Below are 20,633 nucleotides of genomic sequence, written 5' to 3'. Positions count from 1 at the left end.
CTTAGTTTTCATCTCCGTTGATTAGTAGATCGAGCATGGCCATCCGGACGAATACGCCATTGTTTACCTGCTTCAGGATTAGTGAACCGGGGCCATCTGCCGCTTGGTCACAGATTTCTAGTCCGCGGTTCAGGGGTCCTGGATGCAGGATGGCGCACTTTTCGCCTAGGCGTTCGTAGCGTTCTGGGTTTAGGCAGTACTGGCGGATGTAGTCGCCGACCGAAGGGAAGTAGCCTCCACCGGCTGAGCTCATACGTTCTTTTTGAACACGGAGCATCATCACCGCATCAGGCTGGGTGGCGATGGCCGCATCGAAATCGGTGGTTACCTTCACGGGCCAAGTATGTACTCCTGGTGGGAGTAGGGTGCTGGGGCCAACTAGGGTTACTTCAGCGCCGAGGGCGACCATTAAATCCACGTTCGAACGCACTACTCGGGAGTGCAGTAGGTCGCCAACGATTAGGAGTTTAGTGCCGGCTAGGTCTTTACCTAGCGGGGATTCGTGTAGGTATTCGCGTAGGCTGACAGCATCTAGTAGTGCCTGGGTGGGATGCTGGTGGGCACCATCGCCACCGTTTAGGACCGGCAGTCCGGTCCATTTGGCGACCAGTTGCCCGGCCCCGACCGCCTGGTGGCGGATGACTACGGCGTCGATCCCCATGGAGGTAATGGTGGCTACGGTATCCCGGAGGGATTCGCCCTTTGAGAGTGAGGAACCAGCGGCAGAGAAGTTAACTACCCGAGCCCCAAGCCGTTCTGCAGCTAAGGAAAAAGAAAGGCGCGTACGGGTGGAATCTTCAAAGAATAGATTCGCAACCGTCGCGCCTGCCAAGGTTGGTTCGAAATCGGGGGTCCCGAATTTGGTCTTCATATTCTGGACTCGGTCCAAAAGCGTAATTGCTTCGGAATTAGAGATTCCGGAAAGGGTTAGTAGGTTTTTCATCGGTCTCCCCCGGTAATAAAGACACCTTCTAGGGTGTCGAGATCTTCGACGTGGATTAGGACTTGTTCATCACGGGCCGTGGGTAGGTTCTTTCCTACGTAATCGGCTCGGATTGGTAGCTCACGGTGCCCGCGGTCGACTAGCACGGCTAGTTGTACGCTCTGCGGGCGACCGAGTTCAGAGATCACATCTAAAGCGGCACGAACGGTGCGGCCGGTATAGAGCACGTCATCTACTAGGATGACGCGTTTATTGTCGAGGCCGCCCTCTGGGATTTCGGTTAGGCCTAGATCTCGGTCGGCATTCGTGCGATCATCGCGGAAACCGGAGATATCAATGCTTCCGGTGGGAACTGGAGTTGCATGTTTAGCAATATTTTGGGCGATTCGTTCGGCCAGAACTTGGCCGCGCGTGCGGATTCCCATCAGCACGACCTCGTCAACACCTTTGTTCTTTTCAATAATTTGAAAAGCGATTCGCGCCAGAGAACGACGTATATCATCCGGCCCTAAAACCGGACGCGTTTGCGGATGCGTACGCATCTTCACCTGCCTTCCCCGTCTCTCTGGACGGGCTTAAAGGAAACTTCCTGTTTAGTTTAGCGCAGCAGGGGTGAATTCGTGAGTGAATTTAGGGGTTTAAAGTATGTGAGAAAACACAAAAGTGGGGCCCCAACTTCAATAGTTGGAACCCCACTCTAAAGTGTCAGATTACTCGTCTAGGTACTCGCCCTCGTAGAAAGCCGAAACCGACTTTTCTAGGTCGGGTTCGTCTTCCTCGTCGAGTTCGTCCAAGTAAACTCCTTCAAGCTTACCGGCGGACTTTTGGACCTTATCCAAGACTGCGTTAATGAACGCGGGCGCATCAGGAGCACAGAGTGAATCGGCAATGCCGACAGCCTGGGTAATTGCTACTACCCCATCGACATCCTCATTGAAGAGGATTTCCCAAACGGCCACCCGCAAGATCGAACGATCCACAGAGGGCATCCGGTTCCAGTCACGATTGGAATAGGTCGCAATTGCTCGGTCAATGCTATCCAGATTGGCAGCTACCCCAGAGACGATTTCTACCGCATAGGCGGGTAGCGGAGTCTGTGCCGCGGTTACCTGCTTGCGTTCTTCGAGGAGGCGCAAAAGGTCACCGCTGGTTAGCGTTCCACAGCGTTCATCCCCTTCGAAGAGGACGTCAATCGCGCGAATACGCGCTTTGGTGCGTGAGCCTTTGCGTACACTCATCAGTCGTTAACGCGGGAAATGTAGGAACCGTTACGGGTATCAACCTTAACCTTGGTGCCGGTTTCTAGGAATAGCGGGACCTGGATTTCGTAACCGGTTTCCAAGGTAGCGGGCTTGGTGCCAGCGGAGGAACGGTCGCCCTGTAGGCCCGGTTCGGTGTAGGTAATTTCTAGCACGACAGAAGCCGGTAGTTCGATGAATAGAACCGAGCCCTCGTGCATAGAGACGATTGCAGACTGGTTTTCTAGCATGAAGTTAGCAGCGTCGCCTACGGTTTCCTTGGGAACCATGATCTGTTCGTAGGTGGAGTCATCCATGAATACGAAGTCCTGACCATCCTGGTACAGGTAGGTCATGTCACGACGGTCAACAGTTGCAGTTTCAACCTTTAGGCCAGCGTTGAAGGTCTTATCAACGATCTTGCCAGAAAGTACATTCTTGAGCTTGGTACGAACGAAGGCAGGGCCCTTGCCCGGCTTAACGTGCTGGAATTCGACGACAGACCAGAGTCCGTTGTCGATCTTTAGAACCATGCCGTTTTTCAAATCGTTGGTAGTTGCCAAGGTATTTCCTTCCAATAATAACGTGTGGGGTGATCCCACTATGACTGGTCTATCCTACTGCTAAATACGTCAAAAAGCGCTTGGGCAGCGGTGTGAGTTGCATATCCTGAAAGATCTTGTTCGATTGCCCCTACAGCTAGCCAAGCTTCTTTACGGCTCTGCGCCAACTGTAGCCAGGTGGCACGCACAGGGCCTAAACCGACTGGTTGTCCCGGCGCCAACAAACCCAACCGTGACCAGCATTCGGTTAGCGAGGCACGGGCGAACACGATGCGGGCCGGCGACTTTCTTAGTTCTTGAGCCGCTTTAGGTAAAAGCACCAAGAAGGAAGGCAACACTACGAGTTGATTCTGGCTTTCCTCTGCCTGCAAGACAGCTTTCAGGCGCTCAAGCCAAGTGTGAGCATCACCGGGATCGGTAGCGGCACCACGAAAGGCAGACTCATCAGGAAGCTCCGAGTCGCTGAAGGCAAAGTTTAGTTCCCGGTTGAGAGAGTCTGCCACTAGTGCCGGGACTCCCTCGATCAGGGCCCCATCTAGGGCCGTTAGAATCATCAACTCAGACATCAAGCCTCCTCCCCTAAAAACTAGAAAACCGTAATTCCGGTGGCTTGAGCAGCACGCTTAAGCGCGTCCTCGTCATTAACTCGGTACGTTTGGACCTGACCGGGACTGGAACACAGCACAAAACGCAGCTGCCCCTGACGGTTCTTCTTATCACGAGCCATCGTATCGCGTAAATCAGGCCAAGAACCCGCATAGTTTGTGGGCAAGCCTAGTGCTGCAATCCGATCCGTCAAGTCTCGCGCATATTCCTTGGTGGCAATCCCCAATTCAGCCGCCAGATGGGCCGCGAAGACCATGCCGATGCTGACCCCGTGACCGTGAGGTAACTGGTATTTTTCCGCTTTTTCAATAGCGTGCCCCAAGGTATGGCCGTAATTCAAAATCTCACGGAGACCAGATTCGAATAAATCGGTGCTAACTACTTGTGCTTTTACCCGAACTGCAGCCTCAATTAGGGCCTGTAGTACCTCGCCCGTGGGTAAGGTGCCGGGAGCGATCCCCTGGCAGAGCTGCAGGATATATGGATCCCGAATAAATCCGCATTTGATGACCTCGGCCATGCCATTGCGTAGTTCAGCCTCCGGTAGGGTCTGCAGGAACTTTAAATCACAGAAGACTGCGGTGGGTGGATAGAAAGCGCCAACAAGGTTCTTTCCGGCCTCAGTATTAATTCCGGTCTTCCCGCCGACAGCAGCATCTACCATTCCCAGCAGGCTGGTGGGTAGCATGACAGTTTTGACACCGCGCATCCAAGTAGCACCAATGAAACCAGCAAGGTCAGTGGTAGCTCCCCCGCCTAGACCGGTGATTACACAATCTCGACCGTATGCTTCAGCGCCTAGCAGATCCCAGGCAGCGGCTAGTTGCGACAGAGATTTTCCAGCCTCACCATCAGCGTGTTGAAAACACCGTACCCGCTTACCCTGCTGCTCTAGCAGCTCCGATAGTTCGAGTGCGGCTGGTTTTAAGGCTTCTGGGTGGACAATCAGGTGGTCGTCACCTGCGTCGAGCAAACTTCGAAGAATCGCGGCTTGCAGGTCTGTGCCTACCAAGACTAGATAGTCCCGCTGGCCCCTAACAAGGGAAATCCCGAGGTTTTTTCCAAGTTCTCGACAGATTTGCCGCGCGACCTGTTCGGGAGCTTGTTCGGCTGGAACCTGAATCGTCGCTACCTTCTGATAGATAGGATTGCGTCGTTGCGCAAGCTCTTGGAGCTTAGCCTCAGGGTCAGTACCGTTCAGTAGTGGCCGATTGCCCTCGTGTCGAGCACGTTCAAAAGCGGTTTTTGGGTCGACTTTTAGATGGACAACAGCCTGTTCCGCAAGCAGTGCCTGATTAGCGGGGCGATCTAAAGCACCGCCGCCAAGGGCGATAATGCACGGATTTTCCGCCTGGAGCACTTCCTGCAAGGCTGCGGTTTCAAGATCGCGAAAGTGTTCTTCCCCTGATTCAGAAAATACTTCGGGAATTGACTTTCCGGCAGTTTTTTCAATGAGGTGATCAAGGTCAAGGAACTCCCATCCCAGAGCACGGGCCAGAATCTGCCCGACGGTGGTTTTTCCAGCAGCGGGAAGTCCACACAAGAAAATCCGCGTCGGCAAAACAGCGTTCTCAGGCACGATCATCACCGGCATTCAAACGTTCAAGATTTGCTTTAATCTGTGAAATGGTGTCGCCCCCGGCACGCTCTAGTAGGAATCCGGCTAACACCAGAGCCAACACCGATTCGCAGATTACTGCCGCGGGTACGGCAGCGCAGACATCAGAACGCTGGTGGTTTGCACGGGATTCTTCACCGGTGGCCCAGTCGATTGAGCGTAAGGCTTTGGGAACGGTGGAAATAGGTTTCACGGCTGCGCGAACGACGATTGGTTGGCCGTTGGAAATGCCCCCTTCAATACCACCGGCATGGTTCGAAACTCGCTGCCAGTTACCATCGGCATCCCGGACAATCTCATCCTGGGCCTGTGATCCAGGGCGGCGGGCGGCTTCCATACCGTCGCCGATTTCGACGGCTTTTACTGCTTGGATGGACATGATCTCGGCGGCGATGGCCGCATCTAGACGACGGTCATGTTGAACGTGTGAGCCCAGACCGATTGGGACTCCGTAGGCTAGGGTTTCTACTACTCCCCCACAGGTATCGCCAGCCTTTTTAAGCTCGTCAAGGTGTGCGAGCATTTCAGCTTCGGTTTGAGGGTCGAGACAGCGAACGGGACTCGCATCAAGTGCCGGTGCGTCTGCTGGGATTGGTTCTGCTGCCTGGGAGGTGACCGCGCCCAGTGAGCGCAAATGCGAGACAAGTTTAATCCCACAGCTTTGTTCTAGGATGGCTTTGGCTACGGTACCAAGCGCTACTCGCGCAGCGGTTTCCCGGGCGGAGGCACGTTCGAGGATATTTCTAGCATCCTGCTGCTGGTATTTAATAGCTCCGGGCAAGTCAGCATGGCCCGGGCGAGGACGTGTAAGCGGACGGTTTCGGGCAATTTCCCGTTCATCGCCGGTACCAGCGTCGATTTTTAGCGCTTGCGGGTCTACTGGATCGGCACTCATAACGTCGGTCCATTTTGGCCACTCAGAGTTATGAATTAGCAGCGCGATGGGCGCACCGGTGGTGACGCCATGACGGATTCCCCCGAGGATTTCCAGACGATCCTTTTCAAAGGCTTGGCGCGCTCCTCGGCCAGCTCCTTGACGACGCCGGTGAAGTTCGGCCTCAAAATCTTTACTTTGCAGCTTGAGACCTGCGGGGACTCCATCGATCATTCCTACGAGCGCTGGACCGTGTGATTCTCCAGCAGTTAACCATCTAAGCATGACACGAATTATTGCATAGCTTTTTTAAATACTCAGGCTCAGCGCCAAGGGGAGAGAAATATATAACCATGGACCATAAGCCACATATTTATCTTTATGACCTGCAATTCGCCTAAATATTAAGTAGAGAGCGGGAAGAATGGCTAGTATGAACAGGTACTGCGGTAGTGTGTCTGTGGCCGCTGCCCAGAGCACTAAAGCAGGCGCAAATTTGAGGTCTCCCATACCGATTCCAACGAATAGCAATATTCCTAAAACGACGAGGGTGATAGCTAGTACTAATGCTAAAAAGGTCCAAGAATGGGTTTTTTGTTGTGGATTTGGAATTCCGGCTTGAAAGACCGCAAGGGCCCCAAGATGAAGTACCACACTAGCTAAGACCAAGCGGTTAGGCAGTAGATGAACGCGCTGATCGATAGTTATAGCTAAGGCAGTGGGCGGCAGTGCTGGAATCAAGAACGCTCCAACTCTAAAATGCCAGAGGAAAAAGCCCAAAAGTATTAACACGATAAAGACATAGACCAGCTGATCTCGAATCGTGAAACTAGCATATTTAGGCGAATATTTCTTAATCCAGAAAAGTGTGTACAGGAACGTTAGCACGCCCAGGCTTAGGGACAGAATGATTAGCGGATTCATTCTTAGCTCTCTGCGTCTAGGTATTACTAGGCCTGTGCTAAGTGCTGATCAAGTGCGTCGCGCATGGCTTCGACCGGAGCAGCTTTACCAGTGTGTAAAGCAAACTGCTGGATAGCTTGATGGAAGAGCATCTCGACACCTGGGATATAGTGTGCGTCGCTGCGTTGGCAGGCAGCTTGTAGCCAAGTGCCGGCATTTGCGTAAGAGGCTTCAAGGACTAGCGCCTCTGCCTTGAGCTGGAAGCTTTCATCCCAACCTTCTAGGACCTTCGCTGGGACAGTCGAAATGACTAGGTCAGCTTCGGTTAGGACACGTTTGATCATGTCGGTCAGTCGCCACGCAACAGGTAAGAAGTCGGTCCTCAGTTCCCGACGTGCGGCAGTCACTGTGCCCGGGCCCGTTAAGGTTCGTGCGGTGATAAAGGTTTCTGGTCTTCCCAGTTCGCCGAGGGCGGCTAGAGCCGAGCACGCGGAGGCACGTCCACCGATTATGACGGCCTTTTTAAACTGTGGTTCAAGCTGGTACTGCCGGGCAGCATGTTGAATCGCCTGAGAAATGCCGTAAATATCGGTGTTGAAACCAACCTTTAAGCCGGCCGAGTTTACTACCGTGTTGACCACTCCGGTGGCGGCCGCGGACGGCTCTAGAGAATCAAGGAAGGGAATGATCTTCTGTTTGAGTGGCATCGTTACTGAGAGCCCATCAAATTGACTCCAGGGCCCTTCAGATTCGATCTCCGATAACTCGACCGCTTCGTAAGTCGCTTCGATTCCTAGCGCCCGGTAGCCAGCATTATGCATCAGAGGTGATAGCGAATGAGCCACCGGCGAGCCAATTAAAGCAAAACGCATCGTATTATCTCGATAATTACTTATCTCAGTAGCAGGACTTTTCGTGAGTCTTGCAGTACTCCGCTAGTTCCGCCTTACCCTTGACGAACTCGTCGTAGGTGTCGTAGAACTTGGTTTCACCGGTATCTAGATTGGTGGTTACGAAGTACAACCAGTTACCGTCGGCGGGGTGCATGACGGCTTCCAGAGCAGCGTCACCGACAACGCCAATCGGGGTGGGCGGTAAGCCGGCGTTCTTGTAGGTGTTGTAGGGAGAGTCAGCCTGTAGTTCCTGCTGGGTAGGTAGACCGCTAGTACGTCCTGAAGCATAAGCTACCGTAGAGTCCATCTGCAGACGGTTCAGTACCTCTTTGCCCTTTTCTGCATCAAGGCGGTTATCGATCACGCGAGCCACCATGGGAAGATATTCCTTCTTGGCAACTTCGCGCTCTAGAATCGACCCCTTAGTTAAGGCTACCTGCCACTGATCGCGCGGGATCCCAAGTTTTTCAAGTCGCTTGGTATTGGTTTCAATCATCGTCTTGAAGAGGGCCTTAGCGTCTTCGCCCTTCTTCTGAGTGTAGGTTGCCGGGGCAATCCAGCCTTCTACATTGCCCTTTGCTTCCGCTGGTAGACCAATGGCGTTCGTATCTTTAAGTGCGGCGTTTAGTTGTTCTTCTGTGTAGCCAGCACGTTTGATAAGACGCTGTTTGATTTGTTTTAGTGTGAAGCCTTCGGGGATAGTGAGATCGTTATCCACGCGGTTAGCCGAATCCAATAGTGCGGCCACCGCGGCTGCCGAGCTCATTTTATTAGCCAAGGTGTAGGTGCCGGGCTGGATGTTCTTCGCTTCTGGATTTGCTTTAAATGCAGAGACAAAGGCATCTGTAGAGGCCACGACGTCCTGTTCCTTTAGCATGCTGGCAATCTGACTACCAGTGGCACCCTGGGGAATTTCTACAGTCACTACCCCACTACCGCCACCGGAGTAATCAGCGGGAGCTTCTTCGGTCTGGCCTAGAAGCATTTTGGCTAGATAGATACCACCGAACACCAAGGCCGCCATTAACAGCAGAATAATCAGGGTCGAAATGATCCGCCCACGCTTTTGTTTCTTGGGTTGCTTACGTGAAGTGTTCAAGAATTCCTCCCTTGGGCCACCCTCTTGCTCAATACGTCGGGCTTTATTTTCGATTGCTTGACGGGTAATGGTTTGGGCTTGGGCCTCCGCGGAAACGGGAGTGGTAGGCGCAAACTTGACAGTGGTTTCATCTGTCGGTTCAGGCGTGGTAACCGGGTTTTCCGCCACGGGCGCGGTGATTGGGGTCTCTTCCACCACGGGCGCGACGTTCGCTTCACTTTGTGCTTCGGAAGAAGGATTGGCTGAAGCCAGTTCTGAAGGAGTCTCACGAGGCTCTTCAATCTTGGGTTCAGTTTCATTCTGCTGAGCAGCAAGGGCCTGTTCCCGTTGTGCGCGTAGTTCCCTACGAGAGGGAATCCGACGGGTCGGTTCGCCTTGGTTGTCCATACTCAACCGTTGTTCCTTTCTTCCGTTGCCGCAGCAAATAGTTCGCCGCTGAACTGTCCATCTGGGCCTTCTGAGGCAATGGCATATTCAAGAATTACCGCCGCGGCCGCTTGATCGATGATCTGTGTGCGGTTGCGACCGGAAATTCCTGCGTCAGCTAATCTCAGATGTGCTGTCGAGGTCGTAAGACGTTCGTCAATCATTCTGATCTCAGCTGTGGGATAGCGTCGATGTAACTGTTTCGCAAAGTTGCGAGCTAGCTTTACCGAAGCTCCCTGATTTCCGTTTAGGTGTAATGGTAACCCGACATATATGACGGAGGCAGGACTTTCGTGCAGGGCGTCGACGATTCGATGCCAGTAGGCGCCGTTTTTATCGACTTGGAAGGTCCCAGCCGGAAGCACCACCGTGGTTCCGGCTGGGGTCCGTGCGGCACCGATTCGTGCCCGCCCAACGTCAAAGGCCCAGCGTGTAACTGTCATTATCAGGCTTCGCTAAGTGCCTCGGTTAGAGCTTCTCGAGCAACGCTCAACTTGGCAGGATCCTTTAGACCAGCCTGCGCCATATCGGGCTTACCGCCGCCGCCACCGCCGGCACGAGTAGCAGCAGCCTTGACCAGTTGTCCAGCATTAATTCCAGCTTCGCGAGCCGTGGCGTTGGTAGCTACCACAAGTGAGCCCTTGCCAGCGACTTCCGCAGTTAGGGCCACCACAACCGGACGTTCGTTTCCAAGTTGGTCACGTAGCTGTAGTACCGCGGTACGTAGGGCGTCGGCTGCACCAAGCGAGCCTAGATCTTCGTTAATAACCCGAACGCCGTTGATCTCCTGTGCCTTGTTGACTAATTCCTTAGCTTGGTTCAAGACGCTTTGGGTACGCAGCTGGGTAAGTTCCTTCTGAGTTTCCTTCAAGCGGCTCATGAGGTTTTCAATGGCGCCCGGAAGCTCTTCGGTAGGACGACCTACTAGAGTGGACAGGTTCGCTAGTAGGCTGTGCTCCTGGGATTGGTGCTGGTAGGCACCATCACCGACAAGTGCGTCCATACGACGTACACCGGAGCCAATAGAGGATTCGCCCAAGAGGGTGATGCGGCCGATGTTACCGGTCATCGGAACGTGGGTACCGGCGCAGAGTTCGCGAGACCAACCATCGCCAATGGTAACAACGCGTACTTCGCGACCATACTTTTCACCGAAGAGCGCCATGGCTCCTAGTGCACGAGCATCGTCTAGATCCATGACTTGGTCGGTGACGGCTAGGTTTTTGGCTAGCTGTTCGTTAACGCGGCCTTCGATTGTCCCGAGGGCATCAGAGCTTAGTGCTTGGTTGTGACGGAAGTCGAAGCGCATCCGGGACGGGCTGTTTTCAGAGCCGGCCTGGGTGGCCTGTTCGCCTAGGGTTTCGTGTAGAGCCTTGTGCACCATGTGAGTGGCGGTGTGGGCCCGAGCAATGTGAAGACGACGTTCCGTATCGATGCTAGCGGTAACTTCCTCGCCTAGTGCTACTTCGCCTTCTACCAAGCGGCAGCGGTGTACGCTTAGGCCCTTAATCGGGGCCTGCACGTCGGTAACCTCCAAGGTCATTCCCGGGGCAGTGATGGTACCTTGGTCGGCTAGCTGACCACCCATTTCAGCCCAGAAAGGAGTCTGGTCAAGGATGACATCAACTTCAGCAGGTGCGGTTACCACCGGCTGGGGCTGTCCCTTAACTAGTAGACCCATAACCTTAGCGGTAGCAGTGCTTTCGGTGTAGCCCAGGAAGTCGACCTTGCCACCAACCTTTTCCGCTAGTTCATGGTAGATACGGGAGTCCACGTGTCCTGTCTTCTTATTAACGGCATCCGCACGAGCACGGTCCTTCTGCTCCTGCATGAGGGCACGGAAGGAATCCTGATCAACCTGTAGCCCCGCTTCAGAGGCCATTTCCAAGGTTAGGTCGATGGGGAAACCGTAAGTATCGTGAAGAGCGAAGGCATCAGCACCAGAGATGGTCTTGTTCTGTGCGCTCTTCACCATGTTGTCGAAGATGGTAGTTCCGGATGAAAGCGTACGGAGGAACGCTTCTTCTTCCGCGTAGGCAATATCTGAGATCTGTCCCCAGCGCTGCTCTAGTTCTGGGTAGGAAAGCTTCATTACGTCCTTGGAGACCGGCAATAGATCGGGCAAGACTGCTCGGTCTACACCTAGCAAGCGCATTGCCCGGACAGCACGGCGGACTAGTCGGCGTAGCACGTACCCGCGACCATCATTACCGGGCTGGACCCCATCGCCAATCAGCATTAGCGACGAACGGACGTGGTCTGCGATGACACGCATCCGGATATCAACGCTTGGATCTTGGTTCTGACCGTACTTCAGGCCGGTTAGTTGTTCGGTTGCCTGGATGACGGGGTAGACTTCGTCGATCTCGTACATATTGGCTTTGTCTTGAAGTAGCACAGCGAGGCGCTCCAAGCCAGCACCGGTATCGATTGCCTTGGCATCGAGTTCGCCAAGTAGCGGGTAGTCTTTGCCCTTGCCTTCGCCGCGTAGGAACTGGTCGAAAACTAGGTTCCAAACTTCGAGGTAGCGGTCGCCACCGGGATCGACATTGCCCCCGACAGCTTCCGGACCGTAAGCGGGACCACGGTCATAGTGCCATTCCGCACAGGGACCGGCGGGACCGGGCTGGCCGGTGTCCCAGAAGTTTTCGTTTCGAGGAAGACGCACGATGTGCTTGGGATCGATGCCGATCTTTTTGGTCAGGACGTCAAAGGATTCGTGGTCTTCTTCCCAGAGGGTTACCCAGAGACGGTCGGCATCTAGACCGTAGTTGCCCTTATCGACGCTGCCGGTGAGTAGCTCAAAGGCAAAATCGATGGCACCTTCTTTGAAGTAGTCACCGAATGAGAAGTTACCATTCATCTGGAAGAAGGTGCCGTGACGGGTAGTCTTGCCAACGTTGTCAATATCGTTGGTTCGGATACATTTCTGTACTGAAGCTACGCGAGGCCAGGGAGCCTTTTCGGTTCCAATAATGTAGGGAATAAAGGGAACCATGCCGGCGATGGTGAAGAGGATCGAGGGATCCGGAGAGATCAACGGTACGGAGGGCGCGATGTGGTGGTCCTTCGAGGCGAAGAAATCAAGCCAGCGGGAGCGAATTTCAGAGGTACGCATTTTCTTCCTTAAACCGGGCATAGACCCGGGATTCTTTCTGAACGGTAATCACCTAATAATACATTGCTGGCCCCGCAGTTTTCACTACGGGGCCAGTAAATGGCGCTGTTAAATATCAGCGTGAGTAGTATTCAACAACCATCTGGACGTCACAGGTGACGGGAACTTCGTCACGCTTGGGGCGACGGACCAAGGTGGAGGTTAGCTTTTCTAGCTGGACGTCTAGGTAAGCGGGGACTGCAGGTAGCACGTCGCGGTGTTCACCAGCGGCAGCAATCTGGAAGGGAACCATGGTCTGGCTCTTGGGCTTAACCATGATGACCTGTCCGGGCTTCACGCGGTAGGACGGGCGGTCAACTAGCTGACCGTCAACTAGGATGTGACGGTGCACGATGATCTGACGAGCCTGGGCTGCGGTGCGGGCAAAGCCGGAACGTAGCACTAGGGCGTCTAGACGCATTTCTAGAAGTTCGACTAGGTTTTCACCGGTTAGGCCTTCAGCGCGGCGTGCTTCTTCGAAGACGCGAACTAGCTGAGCTTCGCGGATGTTGTACTGGGCGCGTAGACGCTGCTTTTCCTTTAGACGGATAGCGTAGTCAGATTCGCTGCGCTTGCGGGCGCGGCCGTGTTCACCGGGGCCGTAGGGACGCTTTTCGAAGTAGCGAACAGCCTTGGGGGTCAACGGGATACCTAGGGCGCGAGAGAGGCGCACCTGGCGACGAGTGCGGCTAATAGCCATAATTTTGTACCTTCCTGTACGATTTTTCGTTCAACCGCTTGCGCGGTGGGGTCGACACAAGGCCAAGACCCCAGGATTGCCACGATTGGCAACTGCCCTAGTTTACGGCATATTACGTAGCTCTTCTACCTTCGACAGGCGACTTGTGATACGACTCTCAAAGCCGTGTGTGGTGGGCTCGTACAGTTTTAGATCACCCAGTGATTCGGGTAGGTAACGCTGAGGTGCCACCCCATGCTCGTAATCGTGCGGGTAGCGATAGGAAGCGCCCTTTTGAAGCGGCGATCGCGCATCCCGTAAATAAGGTGGAATATCATTCCCCTGACCGTTTTGTACTAGTTCAAGCGCAGCATTAATTCCTTTATAAACAGCGTTAGATTTGGGTGCTACCGCTACGGCCACAGCCGCCTGCGCCAGGATAATCCGCGCTTCGGGCATACCCACGTGTTGTACTGCAGTCAACGCTGCTGCGGTTAACGGTAGAACGGTTGGGTCTGCCATCCCGACGTCTTCGGAAGCGGCGATCATGATTCGGCGGGCAATAAACCGCGGGTCTTCGCCGGCGTGAAGCATCCTAGCCAAGTAGTACAGGGCCGCGTCCGGATCTGAACCACGCATTGATTTAATAAAGGCACTGATAACGTCATAATGCTGATCGATACCGTATTCTAGGCCCGCTGAGTCAGCGACGGCCCGGACATGTTCAACAGAGATTACGGGGCTCTCCCCCGCTGCGTCTGCGGCGGCTTCCAGAATCGTTAATGATTTTCTTGCATCACCACCGGCAGCACCCAAAATGATGTCAATCGCTTCAGACTCTAGTTCGAATCTACCACCCAACCCGCGTTCAGAACTTAGTGCACGGGAGATAACCTCTTTAAGGTCATCCTCGGTCAGGGGCTCCAAAGTAACCATGAGGGATCGTGAAAGCAAGGGATTAATCACCGAAAAGACGGGATTTTCGGTGGTAGCCGCGATCAGTGTCACGAAGGCGTTTTCAACCGCCGGCAACAGTGCATCCTGCTGAGACTTGGAGAAGCGATGCACCTCGTCAACAAAAAGAATCGTAGGTTTCCCCGACAGCGAGAGTTCCGATTTAGCCTGCTTGATTACTTGACGAACTTGAGCCACTCCGTCGCTTACGGCCGAAAGCTCCACAAAGTTCCAGTTACTCTTTCGTGCCAGTAGATAGGCGATGGTAGTTTTACCCGTCCCTGCTGGACCCCATAGGATTACCGAGGAGGCGGGACGTTTTCCGGCTTCAGCCCGGGCGAATAGGTTTTGAAGGGGTGACTGTGCCTTTAAAAGGTGTGCTTGCCCAACGACCTCGGAAATATCACGAGGTCGCATTCTGACCGCCAAGGGTGCGCTCTGAGCTGCTGCTTCACTACTGGAAGCCGGAGTAAAAAGGTCCACTAGAAAACCCTACCTTGATTGGTTCCAAACTAGCAAACACACTAATCACAACCAGGGTCCATAAAATGATAATTCGAATGCCAAGAGCGGACCGATAAGCACCTAAAGTAGAACGGTTAGAGAGCTAAATAAGTTAAGTGTAATAAGTACTAAAGTCCCTTTTTTAGCAATCTAGGGAGCATTAGGGCAAAATAGGAGGGTGATTAAAGCTATTGCCAGCCGGCTTTATGCCAGCTACGAACTGATCTGTGCGGTCTTTCTGGCCGCAATAATTGCCATGACCTTAACCGTTTCGACCGGTTTTGGACAGGGGTCAGTCATCGCGCGCACCGTACCAGTGGCAGACACCGCAGTAAACTCGGTGATCGCCGAAACTAGGCAACAGCTTTTAAGCGAAGGACAAACCGAACAAACTACGGCCATTTTGGTTGAAGGTGTGGACTTGAGCAATGAGGCCGCATTCGATGCTGCCTCGCAAAAATTTACAGCCGCACGGGCGGACATCGAAAAATCACTGAAAGTCACCACCGGTGAGAATTTCCTTGATCCCTTTACCCTCGGTTTCCCCAAAGCAAATGAAGAGCTAGCAAACCCGCTACTTTCATCTAACCGAAAAGCATTCGTGGCCCTGCTATTTGCGCCCAGCACGGATACTCCCGCCAAACAGGCTGAATTCCAAGCTCGTATTTCTGAAAACCTACCTAGGATTGAGCAGGAAATCGAGAAGGCATATCCGAATAGCACCGTGTCGGTTTCCTCCCCTGCCTTCGCTCAAGAACAGGCTCAGAATAATGCCTCCAAAGGTACTTTGATCATCATCCTAGTCACCCTTTTGGCATCGCTAATTGCCTTCTATGTGGCCACGGGTAAGGCTACTCGCGCATTTGCTTCCTTTAGCAGCATCCTAGGCTCACAACTAGCGGCATTAACCATTACTTGGTTGTTAAGCTTCTTCATCACGATTCCTACCTCGCTAGTACCCCTAGTAGCACTTGCCACTACCGTCCTTTCCGGCATTTCCAGCGCCGTCTTCAATGCCGTTGACGCTTATTCTTTGGAGTACCGCGAAAATATTGAGTTAGCGGGAGATCATGGTCCGCGGACTCGCCGTCGGGCGCGCATCGAATATCTAGCGCAGCGCATGAAGGATAAGCGGAACTTAATTATTACCGCCATTGGCATTACCTTTGCCAGTATCTTGATTCTGTTTGCTGCCAGTTTGAATCACTTGGTGAAGCTAGCCATCATCTTGCTCCCCACCGTGATCGCGGTCTGGGCGATTGAGCTTATTGCTACCCCCAGCGTGTTGCTACTAGCTGAACGTTTTAGCCAGCGTTGGAATCATTCGAAGGTGACGCTGCCAGAAACCTCTCCCATCGTCAGGGCCCAAAACTGGCTGCGTCAACGCCTAGCCCTCCCCTATGCCCAGACCCCCTTCAGTAAGAACCAAGCAGCCCCGGGTATTGCCGCCCTACTACTGATTCTGGCCAGTCTTCCCTGCATCGTGATTTCACCGCGGGCCATGTCAGCGGCCGAACTAATGGACGCTTCGCAGACAGTCCACTTCCAGCAGACCGCCCGCCAGGCCTTCCCCCAGATGGTCGATCCGGACTTTGTGGTCATTGCTCAGACCTCCCCCACCAACCTGCAAAAATGGGCTGATTCGATCAATTCGAAGAGTCAACTGGTGGTGGCAAAGAATGAAGCCACCACTCTGGGCGAACGCTTCGCGACCGTTTCCTTTAACTTCCGCCAGCCTGATCCTACGTTTAAGGAAATGCGCACGGCACTAGCCCAGGTTTCTACCCCCGCTCAGGGATTCGAGCATGGGGTTTACTCCGACACGGCAAGAAATATTGAAGCCGTAGATTCCGGGGTTTCCAACGTCCCCTTAGCAATTACCCTGACAGTAATCCTTTCCCTCGGTTGCCTGTTCCTGTTGTCTGGAAATATCTGGTGGTCAATTATTCAAACCATTATGGGTGGCTTGACGGTTACCGCATCAGTGGGCTTGGCTGCTGGAGCTTTCAAACTGGGTCTATTTAAGATTCTGCCCGGCACCCTAGTTGAGAACCGCGTAGATTTAGGTGGCCTCTATCTTGGTGGCGTCCTAGCAATCATGATTACCGCCGTAACCCTGCTTGAGCCACTTTCTAACCGTCGCCCTACTGCCACCCGCGCTACCTGGCTAATTAGTGGTTTAACCGCATTAGCGGCTATCTTCTCTGGATTTATCCAGTTAGCCACCACCGGGGCGATTATGCTGGCCTCAGTGGCTATGGGCATGCTGATTTCAGTCTTGGTAAATCCCCAGTTACTCGAGCTACGTAACCAACAGGACTCTAAGCTTCAGGGTAAGCACCCCCGGATTCAAAAGCTTCATGATCGTTTGCACCAGGCGCTTGAAAAAGGCCCCCGCCTAAAGGACGTCAAAAAGACTAATAAGTCTGATTGGGAACCCGCTGACCAAACCGATGTTGAGCCCCAGACTGCAGAGGCTAAGACCGATGAAGTTTCAGAAGCTGAAACGGCCGAGTTAGCAAGTTCGACTCCGAATACAGCGGACCCTGAAGACACCGAACAATAAGTCGCTGCCAACCAACCCGGTTCGTCGATCCTATCTCAAAGTATCTGCGAACTTATAAGGTCAAATTCTTTGGGCCCCTATCCGAGCTTTCGGATAGGGGCCCAAATTCAAACGACTAGCTGATCAGTCTTCGTCCTCTTCTTCAGGGACGTAGTCAACGCCAGCTTCTTCACGCTGCTGATCGGTAATCGGAGCGGGAGCATCGGTTAGCGGATCCCAGCCAGCACCAATCTTCGGGAAGGCGATCACGTCGCGGATCGAACCGGACTTGGTGAGCAACCAAACGATACGGTCCCAGCCAAGGGCGAAACCACCGTGAGGCGGAGCGCCGAACTTGAAGGCGTCAAGCAAGAAGCCGAACTTTTCTTGGGCTTCTTCCTCGCCAATCCCCATGACCTTAAAGACACGTTCCTGAACGTCACGACGGTGAATACGGATCGAGCCGCCACCCAGTTCGTTACCGTTACAAACGATGTCGTAGGCGTAAGCTAGCGCATTGCCCGGATCCTCTTCAAAACGGTCAATCCATTCGGGAGTGGGCGAAGTGAAGGCGTGGTGCACGGCAGTCCAAGCGGAGTTGCCTAGAGCCACGTCACCATCAGCTTCGGCCTGGCCAGAAGGCTGGAATAGCGGGGCGTCAACCACCCAGGTAAAGGCCCAAGCGTCCTCGTCAATCAGGTTGGTGCGCTTACCGATCTCTAGACGAGCAGCACCCAATAGTTCACGGGACGGGGTCGGCTGGCCAGCGGCGAAGAAGATGCAGTCGCCGGGGTTGGCGCCGGTAGCGGCAGCCAAGCCAGCTTTCTCTTCCTCGGAAATATTCTTGGCGACCGGGCCGCCAAGGTTGCCCTCTTCGTCCAAGGTAACGTAAGCGAGGCCCTTAGCGCCGCGCGCCTTAGCCCATTCCTGCCACTTGTCGAAAGTACGGCGCGGCTGTGAACCACCACCGGGCATCACCACAGCACCCACGTAGGGAGCCTGGAAAACGCGGAAGGGGGTGTCTTTGAAGTATTCGGTTAGGTCGACTAGCTTGAGGCCGAAGCGCAGGTCAGGCTTGTCGGAACCGTACTGTTCCATCGCGTCCTTGTAAGTCATGCGCGGGATCGGAAGCGGAATCTCGTAGCCGATTTCCTTCCAGATTTCGCTAATGACCTGCTCGCCCACCTTGATGACGTCTTCCTGGTCTACGAAGGACATTTCGACGTCTAGCTGGGTGAACTCGGGCTGACGGTCTGCACGGAAGTCTTCGTCACGGTAGCAGCGAGCGATCTGGTAGTAACGCTCCATACCGCCCACCATGAGCAACTGCTTGAACAGCTGCGGGGACTGCGGTAGAGCGTACCAGGTGCCGGGGTTTAGACGAGCCGGGACCAAGAAGTCGCGGGCGCCTTCCGGGGTAGAGCGGGTTAGGGTCGGGGTTTCCACCTCGACGAAACCATCGTTGTCTAGCACGCGACGAGCAGCGCGAGCGATCGCCGCGCGTAGGCGAAGGGCCTTCTGCATGGGGCTACGACGGAGGTCTAGGTAACGGTAACGGAGGCGAGCTTCCTCGCCTACCTTGCCGGAGTCTTCAGCGTGATCAGAAACCTGGAAAGGTAGCGGTGCGGCGGTATTTAGGACCTCAACTTCATCGGCGATAACTTCAATGGCGCCGGTGGAAAGATTGGTGTTTTCATTACCTTCGGGACGAAGGGTAACTTCACCGGTGATTTTGAGGACGTACTCGGCACGAAGATCGTGGGCAACCTCTTCATCTCGGATAACTACCTGGGCGATACCCGAGGCATCACGTAGGTCGATGAAGGCAATGCCTCCGTGGTCACGACGACGGTCAACCCAACCGGTGAGGGTGACTTTTTGTCCTTCTAGTGCCGGCGATAGTTCGCCAACCTGGTGTGTACGAAGCACTTGTTATTCCTTTCTAGGTAGCGGCCCGCGAAACGAGCGGGTGCATGTCCAATACTACTTTCATTCGTAGGTCGGTGACCGGTTGAGTTTCTTCTATGGCGGTAACTGTGGCAGGTACCACCTAGACAAGATAGTGTGTTGGAAGTGCAAAGAATCCACTTAACAGGGAAGAATAGGCGTGATGTCTGAAGAAACTGAGACTTATTATTCGCCCCGCCTGGGCTGGTTGCTACTAATTGGCGCCAGCATTTCCATCTGCTTTGCTGGATTTGCAACCCTGGGCGTGACCACGGTCCTGCCAGAAATTGCCCACCAGCTCGATGGTGAGGCGATGTACCCGCTGGCTAACGGTACCGCGCTAGCAGGACAGCTTCTGGCGACAGCCGTGGCCGGTGCCTGGTGTGATTCAAGGGGTGCGCTAAAGCCACTCCTCTCCGGTCTCTTCTTCTTCATCGCTGGTCTAGTTACCTGCGGTCTAGCGCCGACCATGTTGATCTTCGTGATTGGACGTATGTTCCAAGGTCTAGGCGGAGGCCTACTGATGGTCTCAATGTACGTCTTGGTGGGGGCCTTGGTTTCCCCGGTGCGACGTCCTTTCTTCTTTGGCGTTTTCGCCGGCGCGTGGGTGGTCCCGGCACTTGCCGGCCCGTACATTGCCTCCCGTCTAGCGGAGTTTTTTGGCTGGCGCGCAATCTTCCACGTGTTGGTTCCCGCGATTTTAGCGGCAGCTGCAGTTATCTTCCCGCTACTTCGGCACGTACCGAAACATCGTAATCCGCTTCATCCGAGGGCGAGGAAGACCGTTCGCGGTGCCACCGTTGCTTTCGTCGCACTGATGGTCGCCCAGTTCGGGTTTACCCTCACCTTCCCTGGCGCTAAGCTGGCCGCGATTATCGCCCTAGTCTTCTTGGTGCTTTCCTTGAGCGCGATCTTCCCACCGGGAACGATTCGCCTAAAGCGTGGCATTCCTGCCATGGTCGCTTCCCGCGGCTTCATTAATGCCGCCTATGTGGCCACTGAAACCTTTATCCCTCAACTCCTGGTTACTATCCACCACTGGAGCCTAAACGATAGTGCGAAGGTAATCTCTGCCGGGGCTATCACCTGGGCAGCTGCGGCTGGTATCCAGTCGAAGATTGCGGGCGAGAAGCTGCGCCGTCATCTACCTGTGGCGGGCGGAATCTTGGCGGCCCTAGGCGGCATCGCAACCGCAGTTGCGGCTTTCCCCTCCGTGACTGGTCACTTCGCGACCGTCGGCTGGTGCATTTCCGCCTTTGGCGTGGGTCTTTCCTACCCGGCGCTTTCAGTTTTGGCCTTGGAGTCCGCACCTGAAGAAAAGCACGGTTACATTTCTTCTTCCCTACAGTTAGCTGACTCACTGGGCGGTGCGGCGGCACTGACGATTATTACGACGGCCTTCACTTACCTTGCCAATCTTCCAGCTCCTGGTCCCATGCTTCCGGCACTGCTCCTAGCCTTGGGCTTGAGCGTCCTCGCAGCGATTGCTGGCCGCCGAATCGGTACCATCGGAGTTAAATAGTCCCCACCCATAGAAAGCGCACCATCGAGGCTGCGCAGTCATCCTTTGGGCTGCTGTTTTCACTCAAGGGTGAGGGTTTTCGGTTTTATTCCCAAAACCTCCGGTGAGGGATACCACCTGCGCCGCACTATATTTAAGTTCCCCAGCCCTGTAGTGTGTAAC

The 20,633-nt window shown here is 54.2% G+C and carries 17 protein-coding genes; 2 read left to right on the top strand and 15 right to left on the bottom strand.

Annotation, left to right across the window (positions count from 1 at the left end):
* Position 1 precedes the first annotated feature (1 nt).
* The 14 genes from BSR28_RS04130 to BSR28_RS04065 form a co-directional block, all read right to left on the bottom strand.
* A complete protein-coding gene (locus tag BSR28_RS04130; RefSeq protein ID WP_073713424.1) occupies positions 2–943 on the bottom strand; it encodes an aspartate carbamoyltransferase catalytic subunit in 942 nt (313 codons plus the stop codon).
* Entirely contained in the window at positions 940–1,485 is a 546-nt protein-coding gene (gene pyrR / locus BSR28_RS04125) for a bifunctional pyr operon transcriptional regulator/uracil phosphoribosyltransferase PyrR (protein ID WP_073709097.1), read from the bottom strand. Before pyrR ends, BSR28_RS04130 begins: the two co-directional genes overlap by 4 nt.
* Before the next feature lie 168 nt (positions 1,486–1,653).
* Complete coding sequence (gene nusB, locus BSR28_RS04120; RefSeq protein WP_073709096.1) at positions 1,654–2,181, bottom strand: transcription antitermination factor NusB; 528 nt, start codon at positions 2,179–2,181, stop codon at positions 1,654–1,656.
* On the bottom strand, positions 2,181–2,744 hold the full coding sequence (efp, locus tag BSR28_RS04115) for an elongation factor P (protein WP_073709095.1): 564 nt from the start codon (positions 2,742–2,744) through the stop codon (positions 2,181–2,183). The genes nusB and efp overlap by 1 nt, the downstream gene beginning before the upstream one ends.
* A gap of 38 nt (positions 2,745–2,782) precedes the next feature.
* Entirely contained in the window at positions 2,783–3,310 is a 528-nt protein-coding gene (locus BSR28_RS04110) for a hypothetical protein (protein ID WP_073713423.1), read from the bottom strand.
* Between the two features lie 20 nt (positions 3,311–3,330).
* Positions 3,331–4,929 (bottom strand): 3-dehydroquinate synthase, encoded by a 1,599-nt coding sequence (gene aroB, locus BSR28_RS04105; RefSeq protein WP_158020320.1) that lies wholly within the window; start codon positions 4,927–4,929, stop codon positions 3,331–3,333.
* Positions 4,922–6,127 (bottom strand): chorismate synthase, encoded by a 1,206-nt coding sequence (aroC, locus tag BSR28_RS04100; RefSeq protein ID WP_073709093.1) that lies wholly within the window; start codon positions 6,125–6,127, stop codon positions 4,922–4,924. The genes aroB and aroC overlap by 8 nt, the downstream gene beginning before the upstream one ends.
* Before the next feature lie 24 nt (positions 6,128–6,151).
* Positions 6,152–6,766 carry a prepilin peptidase gene (locus tag BSR28_RS04095; RefSeq protein WP_073713422.1) on the bottom strand — a complete coding sequence of 205 codons (615 nt, stop codon included), beginning with the start codon at positions 6,764–6,766 and terminating at the stop codon, positions 6,152–6,154.
* 26 nt (positions 6,767–6,792) lie between these two features.
* On the bottom strand, positions 6,793–7,617 hold the full coding sequence (locus BSR28_RS04090; RefSeq protein WP_073713421.1) for a shikimate dehydrogenase family protein: 825 nt from the start codon (positions 7,615–7,617) through the stop codon (positions 6,793–6,795).
* 25 nt (positions 7,618–7,642) lie between these two features.
* Positions 7,643–9,124, bottom strand: coding sequence for an endolytic transglycosylase MltG (gene mltG / locus BSR28_RS04085; protein ID WP_073713420.1), 1,482 nt, complete (start codon positions 9,122–9,124; stop codon positions 7,643–7,645).
* Between the two features lie 2 nt (positions 9,125–9,126).
* The gene (gene ruvX / locus BSR28_RS04080; RefSeq protein WP_073709089.1) at positions 9,127–9,606 is read right to left on the bottom strand and encodes a Holliday junction resolvase RuvX; all 480 of its coding nucleotides are present in this window, start codon (positions 9,604–9,606) and stop codon (positions 9,127–9,129) included.
* A 2-nt stretch (positions 9,607–9,608) separates the two neighbouring features.
* A complete protein-coding gene (gene alaS, locus BSR28_RS04075) occupies positions 9,609–12,281 on the bottom strand; it encodes an alanine--tRNA ligase (RefSeq protein WP_073713419.1) in 2,673 nt (890 codons plus the stop codon).
* Between the two features lie 115 nt (positions 12,282–12,396).
* A complete protein-coding gene (rpsD, locus tag BSR28_RS04070) occupies positions 12,397–13,020 on the bottom strand; it encodes a 30S ribosomal protein S4 (RefSeq protein ID WP_073709087.1) in 624 nt (207 codons plus the stop codon).
* Positions 13,021–13,122: 102 nt separating this feature from the next.
* Positions 13,123–14,436, bottom strand: coding sequence for a replication-associated recombination protein A (locus tag BSR28_RS04065; protein ID WP_073713418.1), 1,314 nt, complete (start codon positions 14,434–14,436; stop codon positions 13,123–13,125).
* A 199-nt stretch (positions 14,437–14,635) separates the two neighbouring features.
* Here BSR28_RS04065 and BSR28_RS04060 point away from each other — a divergent pair, with 199 nt between their 5' ends.
* A complete protein-coding gene (locus BSR28_RS04060) occupies positions 14,636–17,023 on the top strand; it encodes an RND transporter family protein (protein ID WP_073713417.1) in 2,388 nt (795 codons plus the stop codon).
* Between the two features lie 123 nt (positions 17,024–17,146).
* On the opposite strand, the gene aspS is transcribed toward BSR28_RS04060, so the two are convergent.
* Positions 17,147–18,931 (bottom strand): aspartate--tRNA ligase, encoded by a 1,785-nt coding sequence (gene aspS / locus BSR28_RS04055; protein ID WP_073709084.1) that lies wholly within the window; start codon positions 18,929–18,931, stop codon positions 17,147–17,149.
* Between the two features lie 181 nt (positions 18,932–19,112).
* Between aspS and BSR28_RS04050 the strand changes: the two genes are divergently transcribed.
* On the top strand, positions 19,113–20,471 hold the full coding sequence (locus BSR28_RS04050; protein WP_073709083.1) for an MFS transporter: 1,359 nt from the start codon (positions 19,113–19,115) through the stop codon (positions 20,469–20,471).
* The last annotated feature ends 162 nt before the right edge of the window (positions 20,472–20,633 follow it).

Source organism: Boudabousia liubingyangii (genome assembly GCF_001907245.1).
In the GTDB taxonomy this organism is placed as follows: Bacteria; Actinomycetota; Actinomycetes; order Actinomycetales; family Actinomycetaceae; genus Boudabousia; species Boudabousia liubingyangii.
This window is presented reverse-complemented; position numbering and strand designations above follow the sequence as displayed.